Source organism: Terrabacter sp. Ter38, assembly GCF_024519435.1.
GTDB lineage: Bacteria > Actinomycetota > Actinomycetes > Actinomycetales > Dermatophilaceae > Terrabacter.
Window position 1 is genome coordinate 241,622 of sequence record NZ_JALJRZ010000006.1, and the last position, 14,586, is coordinate 256,207.

General features: G+C 72.2%; 12 protein-coding genes. 3 read left to right on the forward strand and 9 right to left on the reverse strand.

The genetic code is table 11. The features are described from left to right. Positions 1-63: 63 nt before the first annotated feature. From NR112_RS14415 to NR112_RS14430, 4 genes are all read right to left on the reverse strand, one after another. Positions 64-687 (reverse strand): FMN-binding negative transcriptional regulator, encoded by a 624-nt coding sequence (locus NR112_RS14415; RefSeq protein ID WP_256794999.1) that lies wholly within the window; start codon positions 685-687, stop codon positions 64-66. 86 nt (positions 688-773) lie between these two features. Further along, positions 774-1,046 carry a hypothetical protein gene (locus NR112_RS14420; RefSeq protein ID WP_256795000.1) on the reverse strand — a complete coding sequence of 91 codons (273 nt, stop codon included), beginning with the start codon at positions 1,044-1,046 and terminating at the stop codon, positions 774-776. Next, complete coding sequence (locus NR112_RS14425; protein ID WP_256795001.1) at positions 1,043-1,912, reverse strand: DUF4097 family beta strand repeat-containing protein; 870 nt, start codon at positions 1,910-1,912, stop codon at positions 1,043-1,045. Before NR112_RS14425 ends, NR112_RS14420 begins: the two co-directional genes overlap by 4 nt. 80 nt (positions 1,913-1,992) lie before the next feature. Next, on the reverse strand, positions 1,993-2,553 hold the full coding sequence (locus NR112_RS14430; RefSeq protein WP_256795002.1) for a toxin-antitoxin system HicB family antitoxin: 561 nt from the start codon (positions 2,551-2,553) through the stop codon (positions 1,993-1,995). 106 nt (positions 2,554-2,659) lie between these two features. On the opposite strand from NR112_RS14430, the gene NR112_RS14435 reads away from it, so the two are divergent. Together NR112_RS14435 and NR112_RS14440 are read left to right on the forward strand one after the other, a co-directional pair. Then, complete coding sequence (locus NR112_RS14435) at positions 2,660-3,976, forward strand: MBL fold metallo-hydrolase (RefSeq protein WP_256795003.1); 1,317 nt, start codon at positions 2,660-2,662, stop codon at positions 3,974-3,976. Between the two features lie 103 nt (positions 3,977-4,079). Further along, a complete protein-coding gene (locus tag NR112_RS14440; protein ID WP_256795004.1) occupies positions 4,080-5,177 on the forward strand; it encodes an MBL fold metallo-hydrolase in 1,098 nt (365 codons plus the stop codon). A gap of 27 nt (positions 5,178-5,204) precedes the next feature. Here NR112_RS14440 and NR112_RS14445 read toward each other — a convergent pair whose 3' ends face one another. The 4 genes from NR112_RS14445 to NR112_RS14460 all read right to left on the reverse strand — a co-directional run bounded on the left by NR112_RS14445 (position 5,205) and on the right by NR112_RS14460 (position 10,412). After that, positions 5,205-5,699, reverse strand: a complete 495-nt coding sequence (locus tag NR112_RS14445) for a GtrA family protein (protein ID WP_256795005.1) — start codon at positions 5,697-5,699, stop codon at positions 5,205-5,207. Between the two features lie 23 nt (positions 5,700-5,722). Beyond that, positions 5,723-7,765 carry a glycosyltransferase family 39 protein gene (locus NR112_RS14450; RefSeq protein WP_256795006.1) on the reverse strand — a complete coding sequence of 681 codons (2,043 nt, stop codon included), beginning with the start codon at positions 7,763-7,765 and terminating at the stop codon, positions 5,723-5,725. A 189-nt stretch (positions 7,766-7,954) separates the two neighbouring features. Continuing rightward, positions 7,955-9,697, reverse strand: a complete 1,743-nt coding sequence (locus tag NR112_RS14455) for a HAMP domain-containing sensor histidine kinase (RefSeq protein ID WP_306217196.1) — start codon at positions 9,695-9,697, stop codon at positions 7,955-7,957. Continuing rightward, on the reverse strand, positions 9,675-10,412 hold the full coding sequence (locus NR112_RS14460; RefSeq protein ID WP_256795007.1) for a response regulator transcription factor: 738 nt from the start codon (positions 10,410-10,412) through the stop codon (positions 9,675-9,677). Before NR112_RS14460 ends, NR112_RS14455 begins: the two co-directional genes overlap by 23 nt. Before the next feature lie 140 nt (positions 10,413-10,552). Between NR112_RS14460 and NR112_RS14465 the strand changes: the two genes are divergently transcribed. Continuing rightward, positions 10,553-11,335, forward strand: coding sequence for a hypothetical protein (locus tag NR112_RS14465; protein WP_256795008.1), 783 nt, complete (start codon positions 10,553-10,555; stop codon positions 11,333-11,335). Here NR112_RS14465 and NR112_RS14470 read toward each other — a convergent pair whose 3' ends face one another. Further along, the gene (locus NR112_RS14470) at positions 11,336-14,530 is read right to left on the reverse strand and encodes a response regulator (RefSeq protein WP_256795009.1); all 3,195 of its coding nucleotides are present in this window, start codon (positions 14,528-14,530) and stop codon (positions 11,336-11,338) included. Positions 14,531-14,586: the final 56 nt, after the last annotated feature.

Consider the following 14,586-nt stretch of genomic DNA (forward strand, 5'->3'; position numbering starts at 1 on the left):
GGCGCGTCTGTGCCCGCATGATGCGTTCGGCATGGGCTGGGCAGCCTTGTGTCGCAGAGACGTTCACTCCCGGAGGACGCGCTCCATCTCGTCGGCAACCACGAGAGAGGCACCCGCGCCTTCGGCACGCATCCCCGCGATCGCTCCCTCGCGGTCGGCATCCGACCGGTTCTGGCTCAGCTTGGCCTTGCCCTCGACCGACTCGACGACGACCTCGATGCCGACGATGGCCCGCAATCGGCCGCGGACGTACTTCGGCGGGGCGTCGTCGACGGACCACGGCAGCTCGCGCCCGGACTCGTGGCGCTCGGTGAGCCTGGTGACGACGTCGAGCACCCAGTCGGGGTCGTCGTGGACGGTGACGGCACCACGTAGCTGGACCTCGGTGTAGTTCCACGTCGGCACCACGCGTCCGTGCTCGGCCTTGGTGGCATACCACCCCGGGGAGACGTACGCGTCGACACCGCCCACGACGACGAGCCCCGGCGACCCCGGCGCGATGCGCGCCCAGTGGTCGTTGGCTCTGGCGAGATGGCCGACGACGCGGTCGCCGTCGACGATGACGGGCAGCAGGGTGGAGTCCGGACGACCGTCGGGCCCGACGGTCACGAGGCGTGCGGCCGGATGGGTCGCGAGGAAGGCCGTGACGTCGGGGTCGGCCATGGCGTTCGCCCTTGGCAGGTACATCGTCCGATGGTGCCACGGACCCGCTGGGCGTGGATGCACGGAGCCCGCCGACCGGTGTCGACGGGCTCCGTGGTGAGGGGAGGGGTTCAGCTGTGCCGGTGCGGGGCCCGGCGAGGTGCAGCGCTCCACGGACGCGGGCTGCCGGCGTGCGGCGCGGGCACGACGTGCAGGTCCGCACGCCCGCGACGCTCGGCGGTCGGGTCGAGCCGCTCGGCGAGGCCGCGCAGCAGGAGCGCGGCCCGGACGTGCCGGCGGGTGCGACCCACCTTGGGGGCGTGGTGGCGGGCGGCGACGCGCTCGACGATGCGGTCGCGGGCGATCGCCTCCTGCGGCGACAGGCTCAGGGTCCCGGTGCTCATGCGAGGCTCACCTGCGCCCGCTTGACCCGGATGTCGCCGCTGCCCGAGTGGACGACGAGGCGCGCCTGGGCCTCGGAGTCCCCGGGTCCCGACGTCTCCTCGAGGTCGATGTCGACGTCGCCGGTGACGGTGTTGAGGTCGAGGTAGGCCGCGACGCCGTGGGCGACGGCGATGGTGACGTCGCCCGTGCCGGTCCTGGCCCTCACCTCACCGCCGTGCACACCGTCGAGGCTGACGTCACCCGTGCCCGTCGTCAGCTCGAGGTCGCCGGTGGAGGCGCCGATGTGGAGGTCGCCGGAACCCGTCTTGGCCTTGACCGTGGCGTCCGACCGGCGGAGGGAGATGTCGCCGCTGCCCGACGTGAGGTCGAGGCGCCCGCCACCCGTGCCGACGGTGATGTCGCCCGAGCCGGTCTTGGCGTCGAGGTCGCCGCTCGCCGACTGGAGCGTGATGTCGCCGGAGCCGGACTTGAGCCGGGCCGCGCCGACCTCGTGGAAGGTGAGGTCGCCGGCGCCGGTGGCCGCGCGGACCTCCCCGAGCAGCCCGGCCGCCGTGATGTCGCCGGCGCCGGTCTTGGCATCGACCGTGCTCGACGCGGGCAGCTCGACCTCGACGTCGACCGAGCCCTTGGTACCGAGGGAGAAGAAGCTGTCGCGCAGCTTCGGTGCGAGGACGGACACGTCGTTGCCGTGGGCCTCGACCGTGAACTTCTCGGCGATCTCGGCGCCGTGCTTGCCGTGCGGGTGAAGGCGGACGGTCGTCGTCGGACCGGTGCCGACGGTCAGCGTCAGGTCGCCGACGAGGAGCTCGGCCTTGAGGGTGATGGGACCCGTCGTGTCGAAGCGGGTCTCGAGGGTGCTGCCCATGGGAAATCCCCTTTGCTCTGTGGTCGTGAGGGTGGCGGACGTGCGGTCGGCGCGCTGGCTGTGGAGCGGGTCGGTGCCGGTCATCGGACCCACCCCTGCACGCGCTTGTTGGAGGAGCGGTTGCGGCCGGGGGCGCCGGGCCCGAACTGCGGGCCGGGCGGCATCGGCGGGAAGCCGGGCATCGGCGGCACGCCGCTCCCGGTGGCGGCGCGGACCGCGTTGACGATCCACGTGTTGAGCGACTGGCCGCGGCTCGTGGCGAGCTCCTCGGCCCGGACCTTGAGGGCCTCGGGCAGCCGGAGCGTGATCCGCGACGTCTCGACGCCCTCGTCCTCGGTTGACACCACCGTGGTGTCAGCGGTGTCGATGGCCTGGGTGTCGTCGGCGAGGGCCGACGGGCCGGCCCCGACGACGACGAAGACGGGCTCACGGCCCTGGAGGCGGACCTCGACGGACGTGCCGTCGAGCTCGTTGGTGATCTCGGCTGCAGCGTGCGAGAGGGCGTCCATGAGAGCCAGGCGTGCTGACGAGTCGAGCGCGAAACCGATCCGCTCGGCGGCCTGCTCGGTCTCCGGACCCATCGCCCTGGCCGCCTGGGCGAGATCCCGACGCAGTGCGTCGACGTACTCGGTGATGTCCATGTGCATCACTATGACACCACTGTGGTGTCACGTCAACACCATGATGACGCCGACTTGTGGCGGGGTACGTTCACCCCACTCCTCCACCCTCGCTGAAAGGTGCCCGATGCGCAGCCTCGGAACCTCCGACCGTCCGTCCGTCCGCGCGGTCTCGTCTGCCATCGAGAAGGTCTCCTCGCGCACCCGGGCACGCCAGTTCGTGCGGGTCATGAACCGGATGGGCGCCTCGCCCGCGGCGATCCTGCCGTTCGTCCAGGACTCGCCGAACTTCACGAACCGCCGCTTCGAGGGCGAGGAGCCGTCCCTGCGTCCGCGGGTCAAGGCCCAGACGAGCGCCCTGCTCGCGGCGATCCGGGTCAGCGGCCGTGGCCGGCCGGCGGGCACCGTGCCGGTCGTCAGCGCGAAGCCGCCCCGGCAGCCGGGCGATCTCGCCGTCACGTGGTACGGCCACGCCACGAGCGTCCTCGAGATCGACGGCGCCCGCTTCCTCATCGACCCCGTCTTCAGCGAGCGTGTCTCGCCGATCCGGCACTCCGGACCCAAACGGATGCACCCGGTCCCCGGGTCGATCGCCGACCTGCCGAGCATCGATGCCGTCCTGATCAGCCACGACCACTACGACCACCTCGACCAGCCGTCGATCGTCCGCCTCGAGGAGACCCACCGCCCCCACTACGTCGTGCCCCTCGGCGTCAACGCGCACCTGCTCGCCTGGGGCGTGCCCGAGTCGCGCATCACCGCTCTCGACTGGCGCGGCGAGACCGAGGTCGCCGGCATCCGGCTCACGTGCACCGAGGCGCGGCACAACTCCGGGCGTGGGCTCGTCGACAGCCAGACGCTGTGGGCGGGCTGGGCCCTGCGCGGCCCACGGCACACGGCTTACTTCGCCGGGGACTCGGGCACGTCCAAGCGCTTCGCGGCCATCGGCGCGGACCTCGGCCCGTTCGACGTGACCCTCATGCCGGTGGGGGCCTACGACTCGTTCTGGCCCGACATCCACATGGACCCGGAGCAGGCCCTCGCCGCCCACCGCGACGTCAACCGCATCGGCGACGAGGCGCACGCCCTCACCGAGGACGCGGCAGGCGTGGCCGACGACTTCATCGAGGGCGACCAGCGCATCGACACACCGGGCGGGACGCACGAGGAGGGCGATCCCACCGAGACGACCCGCACGGTGCAGACAGCCGCGCGCGCGTCGCTCCTCATCCCGATCCACTGGGCCACCTTCAACCTCTCGATGCACTGGTGGGCCGAGCCCGTACGCCGCACCCGCAGGGCCGCGGTCGAGGCGAAGGTCCCCGTCGCCTTCCCCCGCGTCGGCGAGCGCGTCGACCTCACGACCGGTGACGCCGTCAGTGTCGCCGCCGCCCACGCAGAGCCGTGGTGGGAGGAGTGCGCCGCCCCCGAGGACCGCGACTGACGGTCGGGAACTCGGGCGGCCCGCCCGACGCTGGACGAGAATGACGGCAGCCCGCACCCGCGTGGCCGCCCGAGCCGTGAGGCACGACAGGCAGGAGAAGCCCGTGCAGCTCCCGATCCTCCGACGGATGGGTGCGTCGACCGCCACCCAGCGTCAGCGCGCGACCGCGTCGCCGAACTACCGCGACGGCGAGTTCCGGTCCCACGAGCCCACGCACGTCGTCGCGACGTCCGAGGCCGAGGGGCCGGGCAGCCTGCTGACGACGATGGTCCGCGAGTTCGGCCGCGGCCGACCGCGGGGCCCCGTCCCGCTCGTGACGCCCCGGCACCCGCACGAGGCCGCCGACCTGGCGGTCACGTGGTACGGCCACGCCACGAGCGTCGTCGAGCTCGACGGGCGACGATTCCTGCTCGACCCCGTCTTCGGCAAGCGGGCCTCGCCGTCGGTCGTCGCGGGCCCGAAGCGCCTGCACCCCGTCCCGGGTCGCATCGCCGAGATCCCGCACCTCGACGCGGTCGTCATCAGCCACGACCACTACGACCACCTCGACGAGCCGTCGATCAGGCAGCTCGAGCGCACCCATCGCCCGCACTACGTCGTGCCGCTCGGCGTCGACGCCCACCTGCTGGCGTGGGGCGTGCCCATCGGGCGCATCACGAGCCTCGACTGGCGCGAGGAGACCGAGATCGCGGGCATCCGCATCACGTGCTCCGAGGCGCGGCACTTCTCCGGCCGCGGGTTCGTGCGCAACCAGACGCTCTGGGCCGCGTGGTCGCTGCGCGGCCCGCGCCACGCCGTCTTCTTCGGGGGCGACTCCGGGCCGACCCACCGCTACGCCGACATCGGGGCCGACCTCGGCCCGTTCGACCTCACGATCATCCCGATCGGCGCCTACAGCGTGCACTGGCCCGACATCCACCTCAACCCCGCCGAGGCGATCGAGGCGCACCTCGACGTCAACAAGGGCGAGACCGGTGCGGTCCTGTTGCCGATCCACTGGGCCACCTTCAACCTCGCGACGCACTGGTGGAGCGAGCCGATCCGCTGGGCGCGACGGGCAGCCGCCGAGCGCGGGGTCAGGATGGTCGCCCCGCGCGTCGGGACGCGGATCCAGCTGAGCGACAACGACATCGATGAGGTCGTCGCCGCGCACCAGGATCCGTGGTGGGAGTCCTGCGCCGCGGCCGAGGACCACGACTAGGAGCCCACACGTCCCGACGGACCGCCGTCAGCGTTCGCCCTGCGGGCTCTCGAGCACACCACTGCTCGCGTATGCCGGGTCGTGGCGGTCCGTCGGCTCGCCCGGCGTGCGGAAGATCCACCGGCGCATCGCCACGAACCTCGCGGCCGTCGACAGGACGTTGGCCACGGCGACGACGAGGGTCTGGGCGAGCGTCCCCGCGGAGGGAACGAGCGCGCCCAGCACCGCGAGCGCGACGGTCGTGGCGGCATACGTGATCGCGAAGATGACGAGCGCCTGGCCGTGGTGCGTCACGAGGTTGCGGCGCCCCGACACCCCGAAGGTCCACGCCCGGTTGAGGCCGGTGTTGACGACCGTGGCGATGACGAGGGCAACGCCGTTGGCCAGCTGGGAGGGGGCACCGCCCCGCACCAGTGCCGCGAAGAGGCCGAGGTGCAGGGCGGTGGAGACGACTCCGACGCCGGCGAAGCGGATGACCTGCTGCGAGAGGCGGGCTCGGGACTGCGACGTGGAGTCCGACATGCTCGTCACGGTCGTCGCCGTCCTCACTGGAGGGGCTGGGTCAGGTCGTAGAACGTCGAGGCGTCGATCGTCACCGAGGTGAAGTTCGCCTGCACCCACGAGCTGATCTCCGACGCGGCGCTGCTGCCACCGTTCTGGTTGCCGAACCCCCTTCCGCCACCGGCGAAGTAGTGGATCTGGCCGTTCGCGACGTACTGCTGGAACTGCGCGAGCGTCGGGCTCGGGTCGGAGCCGTTGAAGCCTCCGATCGCCATGACGGGCAGCTGCGTGCCGAGCTGGAGCCCGGCCGCCGTCTGGGACCCGACTGCTGCGGCGACCCACGTGTAGCGTCCGGCATCGGCCGAGAGGGCCGCGACGACTGCGGTGCTCGGCGTCGAGGCGTCGAGCAGCCCACCCATGCCGCCACCGGTTCCACCCGTCTGCGGACCGCCCTGTGTCGTGCCGTTGGCGCCCCGCGGCAGCGTGCCGCCCATGCCGCCACCGGCACCGGGGCCGCGGCTGGAGCCGGCGGGGCCCGCTGTCACGATGGACCCGCTGTGGCCCTGGGCGGTGGTCGAGACGGCATACGCACCCGGGCCGGCGAGGCCTGCGACGAGGGCTGCGGCGAGCACGAACGGGACGGCGCGGGCGTGCATCCAGCGGGTCGCGAGGATGAGCAGGGCGGCAGCCATGCCGACCGCGAGGACCGAGATGCGCAGCCAGTCGCCGTAGGCCGTCGTCCGTGACAGGAGGATGAAGCTCCATGTCGCGGCGGCCGCGGTCGCGGCGGCGAGGGCGATGGTGCCGACCGCGCTCGAGCGGCGCTGCCAGGCCTCGACCGCACCCATGCCGACGACGGCACCGATCGCAGGGGCCAGGGCCACGGTGTAGTACTCGTGGAAGATGCCGGCCATGAAGGAGAAGACGAGCATCGTGACCACGAGCCAGCCTCCCCAGACGACGTAGGCGGCACGGCGCAGGTCGGTGCGCGGGCGACGGCCCCGCAGCCAGAGGCCGGCCGCGAGCAGGATCAGCGCGCTCGGGATGAGCCACGAGACCTGGTCGCCGACACTCGAGGAGAACATCCGGAAGAGACCCGTCGAGCCCCACATGCCGCCACCTGCGGTCGCGCCGCCACCGCCGACCGAGCCGGTCTCGTCACCGCTGAGACGCCCGAGACCGTTGTAGCCGAAGGTCAGCTCGAGGAACGAGTTCGTCTGGCTTCCTCCGATGTAGGGACGGGCCGAGGCCGGCACGAGCTCGACGATCGCGACCCACCAGCCGGCCGAGAGCACCATGGTGCCGACGGCGAGCAGCGAGTGGACGATCCTCTTGCGCAGCGTCGTCGGGGCGGCGACGAGGTAGGCGAGCCCGAAGAAGGGGACGACGAGCAGGACCTGGAGGGTCTTGGTGAGGAAGCCGAGGCCGATGAAGACGCCGACGATCATCATCCACTTCGGCGAGGCCTGCGCCATCGCCTTCATCGTGGCCCAGGCGCCGAGCGCCATGAGGAGCGTCAGGAGCGCGTCGGGGTTGTTGAAGGTGAACATCAGGGCCGCGACGGGCGTCAGCGCGAGGACGACACCGGCGATGAGTCCGGCCGCCGCACCGAAGTGGCGCTTGACCGTCGTGTAGACGACGCCGACCGTCGCGACGCCCATGAGCGCCTGCGGCAGCAGGATCGCGAGGGAGCTGAGGCCGAGGAGCCGCACCGAGAGGGCCATCACCCAGAGGGAGGCCGGCGGCTTGTCGACGGTGATCGAGCTCGCGGCGTCGGAGCTGCCGAAGAAGAAGGCCTTCCAGCTGTCGCTGCCCGCCTGGACGGCCGCGGAGTAGAAGGAGTTCGCGTAGCCGCTCGCCGTGAGGTTCCACGTGTAGAGCACGAGCGTGACGAGCAGGAGGCCGAGGAGCGCGGGCCGCGCCCAGGACGGGTCGGCGTCCGCTCCGCGCCACAGTCGCTGGAGTCGGCCGGGACGACCCGCACGGCTGGCCGGCTGCGAGGTCTGGGGGCGGGCGTCCGCCGGCCCGACGGGCGCCGGTGCGGTGCTGCTCGCCGGGCCCGTGGTGGTGAGGGTCATCGTGTCCATGGCTCAACGTTCGGGTGGGCGGCTGTGCCGTTCCTATGACCCGACTTTGGTGCCGGCATGAGGTCCGGGTCGCACTCCGGGCTCAGGCCGGAAGCGCGCCATGGCGCACTTCCGCTGGCGTCGAAGCCGGGAGGACGGCGGGAAGTGCGCCACGGCGCGAGTCGGCCGGGTGGGTCCCCCGGGGCGCAGTCAGGGGGCGGCGGGCAGGAGCACGCTGAAGGTCGTGTCGCCGGGCCGGCTGTCGAGCTCGACACGACCGCCGTGCGCCTTGCTGACCGCGGCGACGATCGAGAGACCCAGACCGGTGCTGCCACCGCCCCGCACGCGCGCGTCATCGCCACGGGCGAAGCGTTCGAACACGTTGGGCTGCAAGGCATCCGGCACACCCGGGCCGTCGTCGTGGACGGCGACCCGCACCCACTCACCCTCGGGGCGCACCGACGTCGTGACGCGGGTGCCGTCCGGAGTGTGCGTACGCGCGTTGGCGAGCAGGTTGGCCACGACCTGGTGCAGGCGGGCACCGTCACCCGTCACCTCGACGGGCTCGGGGGGCAGGTCGAGGTCCCAGCGGTGGCCGGGTGATGCCGCGTGGGCGTCGCTCACGGCGTTGATGACGAGCATCGACATGTCGACCGGGGCCTGCTCGAGGGGGCGACCGGCGTCGAGACGCGCGAGCAGGAGCAGGTCCTCGACGAGCGAGCTCATCCGGTCCGCCTCCGACTCGATGCGGCCCATCGCGTGGGTCACCGTCGGCGGGACGGGGTCGGGCTCGCGACGCGACAGCTCGGCGTAGCCCTTGATCGAGGCGAGCGGCGTGCGCAGCTCGTGGGAGGCGTCGGCGACGAACTGCCGCACCCGCTGCTCGCTCTGGTGGCGGGCGTTGAGGGCATCGTCGACGTGGTCGAGCATCTCGTTGAAGGCCGCACCCACCTGGCCCACCTCGGTGCGGGTGTCGGTGTCGATGGGGTCGACCCGGGCCCCGAGCGCGACCTTGCCCGAGTCGAGCGGCGTCTGTGAGACCTTCGTGGCCGTGGCCGCAAGCCGACGGAGCGGCTCGAGGTTGCGGCGCACGAGCCACGTCCCGATCAGGGCCACGAGGATGAGGCCCGCCGCGACCGTGCTGATCGCGAGGACCACCATCTGCTGGACGGTGCGCTGCTGCTGCGCCATCGGCAGTCCGACCACGAGGACGCCCGGCGACGCGTCAGGTGACGTCGGAGGGCTCCCCCTCGGCCGGAGCGTCTGGTACGTCGCGATGACGCGGTAGGTCCCGAGGTTCCCACCGAGGTCGATGTCCGTGGCGTTGGGACCGAGCCCTGCTCCGGCAAGGAGCTGCAGCTGCGATGCAGTGAGGTTGGTCGGCTGCTTGTCCAGGGAGGTTGCCTTCCCGACGTCCGTCGGGAACAGACTCGTCGGTGCCGTGGGGAGGAAGGCGTTGAGCCCTTCGTCGCCGGGGCCCCCGAAGCGCCGCTCGTCGTCCCCGCTCACGCTGAAGTCAGGGAGGGGGCCCCCGCTCAGGATGCGCGAGAACGACTCGTGGAGCTGGTCGTCGACCTGTCCGGTCAGCTGGCGGTCGAGGGCGACGACCGTGAAGGCTCCGGTCGCGAGACTGAGGACGGTGAAGAGCGCGAGCATCGAGGCGACGAGCTTGGCGCGCAGCGTCCACGCCGACCACGGACGCACCTGGTCACGCGCGTCAGCGAGCCGCCGGCCCAGCGGCACCCGGACCTCGGCGTCGCCGTCCAGACCGGCCTCGGGACGCGGCGTGGCAACAGAAGGTGCCGGGACCGCATACGTCATCGGGTCGTCGCCCTCGTCGCGGAAGCCGACGCCCTCGGGGAAGATGTCGAGCGCGCCCGCACCCTCGTCGTCGGGCAGGTCCGCGCGGTCCGGCAGCTCGGTGCCCGCCTCAGGCGGCCGGCTTGAGGACATACCCAGCTCCTCGCATGGTGTGGATCATCGGCTCGCGACCGGCGTCGATCTTCTTGCGCAGGTAGGAGATGTAGAGCTCGACGACGTTGGCCTGGCCGCCGAAGTCGTAGTTCCACACGCGGTCGAGGATCTGCGCCTTCGACAGGACCCGCTTGGGGTTGCGCATGAGGTAGCGCAGCAGCTCGAACTCCGTTGCGGTCAGGTGGATCTCCTCGTTGCCGCGCATCACCTCGTGGCTGTCCTCGTCGAGGCTGAGATCACCGACGACGAGCACCGAGTCGGACGCCGACACGGCGATGGTCGTGCGTCGCATGAGGGCACGGACGCGTGCGACGACCTCCTCGAGCGAGAACGGCTTCGTGACGTAGTCGTCGCCGCCCGCGGTGAGACCCGAGACGCGGTCCTCGACGGCGTCCTTGGCGGTGAGGAAGAGGACGGGCACGTTGCTGTTGTCGGCACGCATGCGTCGCAGCACCTCGAGGCCGTCGAAGTCGGGGAGCATCATGTCGAGCACGACGGCGTCGGGGTCGAACTCGCGGGCCGCGCGCACGGCCTCCATGCCGGTGCCGGCGGCGCGCACCTCCCAGCCCTCGTAGCGCAGGGCCATGCCGAGCAGCTCGGTGAGGTTGGCCTCGTCGTCGACGACGAGCACCCGCACCGGGGAGCCGTCGAGTCGCTGGAGTCGCGCCGCTGCGGGCTTGGTCTTCTCGCTCATGTCATCCAGTGAAGCCCCTGGGCCTGTGCCGTGACCAGTACCTTCCTGTGCGAATCCTGTGGAGTGACTGTCCCGAAGTCCCAGCGGCTCGATGGCTGCGCCACAGCACCCGCACAGGCAGCCGCCCGACCGTTGGCCTCATGAGCCACGAGTCCACGCCACAGGTCCCGGCGTCGCAGCCGACGCCCGCGCTGCCGCAGTTCGACCCGAACGCGCCGGCCGCCCACCCCACCGACGACACCCAGCTGCTCCCCTCGGCGACGACGACCGAGATGCCGGTGACGCCACCGGCCACGCCGTACGCGTATGCCGTGTCGCCGAGGGCCGCGACCCCGCTCGCCGGTCCGGACGTGCCGCTCTCACCCACCGGCCTGCCGGTCCGCGAGAGGGCGGTCCGCGCGAGGGCGGTCCGCGAGAAGCCGGCCGGCGTCGCGGCGAACGGTGACGGCCCCCGCTGGAACGCCAAGAAGACCGCGGTGACCGCCGGGCTCGCGCTCGTGCTGACGTCGGCGGGCGCCATCGCTGCCGCGGCCGCCATGCCGGCCGGGTCGACGGGCGGCGACACGGGCTTCCGCGGTCCGGGTGGCGGCCGCGGCTTCCAGTTCCCAGGAGGCCAGCAGGGCCTACAAGGTCAGCAGGGTCAGCAAGGCCTGACGAACCAGAACCCCAACCAGCAGGGCACGACCCCGCAGCAGCTGCCCAACCTCCAGAACGGCGTACCGGGCGGCGGACTGAGCGGCGGACTGAGCGGCATCGACCCGAACCAGCTCGGCCAGCTCGACCCGCAGGACCTGCTCCAGCAGCTCGGTCAGGGCGTCGACCCGTTCTCCGGCCAGGACCCCGGCCAGGACCCCGGCCAGGACCCCGGCCAGGACCCGGGTCAGGACGACTCGAGCACCTCTGGAAGCACCACGACGACCTGATCAGCCACGCAGCGCTGCCGCGTACTCCTCGAGCGCCCTCGTCGCCCGGTCGACCTCGTCCTCGACCCGGGCGGCGAGGGCGTCGTCGGCGAGGCGTCCCGCGGCCCCGAGGTCCTCGACCTGCTGGCACAGGTCGGCCAGGACCGAGGCCCCGAGGTTGGAGGCGGTCCCCTTGAGCCCGTGGGCGATCCGGCCCTGCGTCTGGGCGTCGCCCTCGGCGCGTGCGTCGATGAGGTCGGAGAACCGCTGACGGGCACCCGAGCCGAAGCGGTCGATGAAGCGCAGCAGCATCGACGGGTCGCCGGGGTCGAGGTCGCGCAGCTCGTCGAGGCGGCTCAGGTCGAGCACGTCGGAGCCGGCCGCCGGTGAGGCAGCCGTCACGGAGCGCGGACGTGGCACGGGTCCCGAGCCGGTCCAGCGCTGGAGGGTCGATGCGAGCAGGGCCACGTCGATGGGCTTCGTCAGGAAGTCGTCCATGCCCGCCTGCAGGCAACGCTCCCGCTCGCCGGCGATGGCCGACGCGGTCATCGCGATGACCGGGAGGCGGTGGCCCGGCTTCTCCTTGGCCCGGATCGCCCGGGTCGCCTCGTAGCCGTCCATCTGGGGCATCTGGCAGTCCATCAGGACGGCGACGACGTCGTCACCCCGTGCGGCATGGGCGGCGACGCCCTCGACACCGTTGCGGGCCAGCACGACGGAGTAGCCGAGGCTCTCGAGGACGCCCTGCGCCACAAGCTGGTTGACCTCGTTGTCCTCGACGACGAGGACCGTGCCGAGGTGCCCGTCGGAACCCGGCGGCGCGACGACGGACCTGGCCGTCAGGGGCTCGGGCACGAGGTGGCGACCGGCGACGTCGGCCATCGCGTCGAAGAGCGAGGACGGCATGACGGGCGCCGTGAGCGTCGCGTCTACGCCGGCCTCCTTGAGCGTCGCCACGTCGGGAGGTGGCACGTGCGCGCAGACGAGCACGACGCGTACGCCCGCGAAGCGTTCGTCGGAGCGGATCATCCGCGCGACCTGCAGTCCACCGGCGCCCGAGCCGGGGTCGTCGAGCACGACGACGTCGAGCGGGGTGCCGCCGCGGTCGGCCCGGTCGAGCTGGACGAGACCGTCGACGCCGGAACCGGCCGACGTGACCGACATCGACCACGCGGAGAGCTGCTCTTCGACGCGGACGCGGTGCGGCACGTTGGAGCCGACGACGAGCGCCCGGAGCCCCGACACGGCCGCGGCCTGCGACTCGGAGCGGCCGACGCTGCGGGCCGACGCCGGCTCGAACGCCGCGGTGAACCAGAAGGTGCTGCCCTCCCCCGGCTCGCTCTCGACGCCGATCTCGCCGCCGAACGCCGTGACGATCTGCCGGCTGATGGCCAGGCCGAGCCCGGTGCCGCCGTACTCGCGGGTCGTCGACGAGTCGCCCTGGGAGAAGGACTCGAAGAGCCGGGACCGTACCTCGGGTGCGATGCCCGCCCCGGTGTCGGTGACCTCGACCCGGAGCACGGGTCCGGTGTCGGTCAGGTGGTCGAGCGTGAGGTGGATGACGACGCTTCCCGAGTCGGTGAACTTCACGGCGTTGGTCGTGAGGTTGGCGACGACCTGCCCGAAGCGCACCGGGTCGCCCGAGACCATGAAGGGCACGTCCGGACCGTGGGTCACCGACAGGTCGAGCGACTTGGCCCGGGCCCGCTCGGCGAGCAGGGCGACGCCGCGCTCGAGCACCGCGGCCGGGTCGAAGTCGACCGACTCGAGCTCGAGCCGGCCGGCCTCGATCTTGGAGAGGTCGAGGATGTCGTTGACCAGCTCGAGCAGCACGTGGCCCGCCTGGTCGATGCCGTCGGAGAGCCGTCGCTGGTGCGGGGTCAGCTCGGTGCGTCCGAGCAGCTCGCTCAGGCCGATGACTCCGTTGAGCGGGGTGCGGATCTCGTGGCTCATCGTCGCGAGGAACTCCGACTTGGCGCGGGAGGCCTCCATGGCGGCGTCGCGCGCGTGGGCGAGCCGCTCGGCCGTCCACTCCCGGTCGGCCACCCGGGCGAAGAGGGCGGTGATCTGGGAGATCGTCACGGCGTCCGACTCGACGGGCGGCGCTGCGCTGCGCATGTCGAGCACGACGACGCAGGCCACGCGGTCCTCGTTGACGACGGGCACAGCGACGATCGTCGACCCCTCCGGTGACGGCTGCGCCACCACCGACCGGCTGGCCGCAGCACGCGCGGCGAAGGCGAGGCCGAGCTCGACCGGCAGGGTGCTCGACTCGATGCCCTCACCCGCCAGGACGGGGACCCCGAGGGTGCCATCGCCGTCGGCTACCGCGGCGAGCACGGGACGCCAGGTCGTGTGCCGGGCCACCTCGGACAGGACGGCCGGGAGCGCCTCATCGAGCGTCGCCGCCTCGTTGGCCGCGGTCGCCATCGCAGTCACGAGGCCGAGGGCCTGCTCGGCGTCCTTCATCTCGGTGATGTCCTGCGTCGTGCCGCCCATGCGGATGGCACGACCCTCGGGGTCGCGCGTCACGAGCCCGCGGCCGCGGATCCACCCCACCTCGCCGTTGGCCCGCACGACACGCGCGTCGAACTCGAACGAGTCCTCCGACACCACTGCGGCCTCGACGGCGCGGGCGACGTCCGCGCGGTCGTCAGGATGGATGCGGGAGAGGAAGCCGTCGTAGGTGGGGGTCAGGTCGGTGCGGTCCAGCCCGTAGATGCGGTAGAGCTCGTCGGACCACGACACCCGGTCGTCGGCGACGTCCCACTCCCAGCTGCCGATCTTGGCGATCGACTGCGCCTCGGCCAGTTGGTCGAGCAGCTTGCGCTGGGCGCTGTGCTCGCTGACCCGGTGCATCCAGCCACGCCGCTCGCCCGAGTCGTCGAGGAGCGGGGTGTGTGACACGAGCGCCCAGAAGCGGTTTCCGTGGGCGTCGAGGAGGCTGCATTCGAGGTTGTCGCCGGGCACGCCCTGGGCGGCGAGCTCGGCGAGGTGGTGGCGGAACTGCTCCTTGCCGACGTCGTCGACGGCGTCGAAGACCGAGAAGCCGATCATGTCGTCGGGGTCGCGACCGAGCAGCTCGGCCATCCGCGCGTTCGCGAAGAGCGTGCGCCCCTCCCCGTCGAAGACCCACAAGCCGTCGGGCGAGGCGGCCACCATCCAGCGGAAGAGGTCGTCCCCCGCCGCCTCGCCACCAACGGCAATGCCCGACATGTCCCGATCCTCGCGCATGTCGGGCCGTGGCGCCCGGATGGCGCGCTCTTTTCGGC

Excerpts from the sequence above, each read along its gene's own strand:
- NR112_RS14415 (WP_256794999.1), bottom strand. The coding sequence starts at position 687 with ATGTACCTGCCAAGGGCGAACGCCATGGCCGACCCCGACGTCACGGCC.
- NR112_RS14420 (WP_256795000.1), bottom strand. The coding sequence starts at position 1,046 with ATGAGCACCGGGACCCTGAGCCTGTCGCCGCAGGAGGCGATCGCCCGC.
- NR112_RS14425 (WP_256795001.1), bottom strand. The coding sequence starts at position 1,912 with ATGGGCAGCACCCTCGAGACCCGCTTCGACACGACGGGTCCCATCACC.
- NR112_RS14430 (WP_256795002.1), bottom strand. The coding sequence starts at position 2,553 with ATGGACATCACCGAGTACGTCGACGCACTGCGTCGGGATCTCGCCCAG.
- NR112_RS14435 (WP_256795003.1), top strand. The coding sequence starts at position 2,660 with ATGCGCAGCCTCGGAACCTCCGACCGTCCGTCCGTCCGCGCGGTCTCG.
- NR112_RS14445 (WP_256795005.1), bottom strand. The coding sequence starts at position 5,699 with ATGTCGGACTCCACGTCGCAGTCCCGAGCCCGCCTCTCGCAGCAGGTC.
- NR112_RS14450 (WP_256795006.1), bottom strand. The coding sequence starts at position 7,765 with ATGGACACGATGACCCTCACCACCACGGGCCCGGCGAGCAGCACCGCA.
- NR112_RS14455 (WP_306217196.1), bottom strand. The coding sequence starts at position 9,697 with ATGTCCTCAAGCCGGCCGCCTGAGGCGGGCACCGAGCTGCCGGACCGC.
- NR112_RS14460 (WP_256795007.1), bottom strand. The coding sequence starts at position 10,412 with ATGAGCGAGAAGACCAAGCCCGCAGCGGCGCGACTCCAGCGACTCGAC.
- NR112_RS14465 (WP_256795008.1), top strand. The coding sequence starts at position 10,553 with ATGAGCCACGAGTCCACGCCACAGGTCCCGGCGTCGCAGCCGACGCCC.
- NR112_RS14470 (WP_256795009.1), bottom strand. The coding sequence starts at position 14,530 with ATGTCGGGCATTGCCGTTGGTGGCGAGGCGGCGGGGGACGACCTCTTC.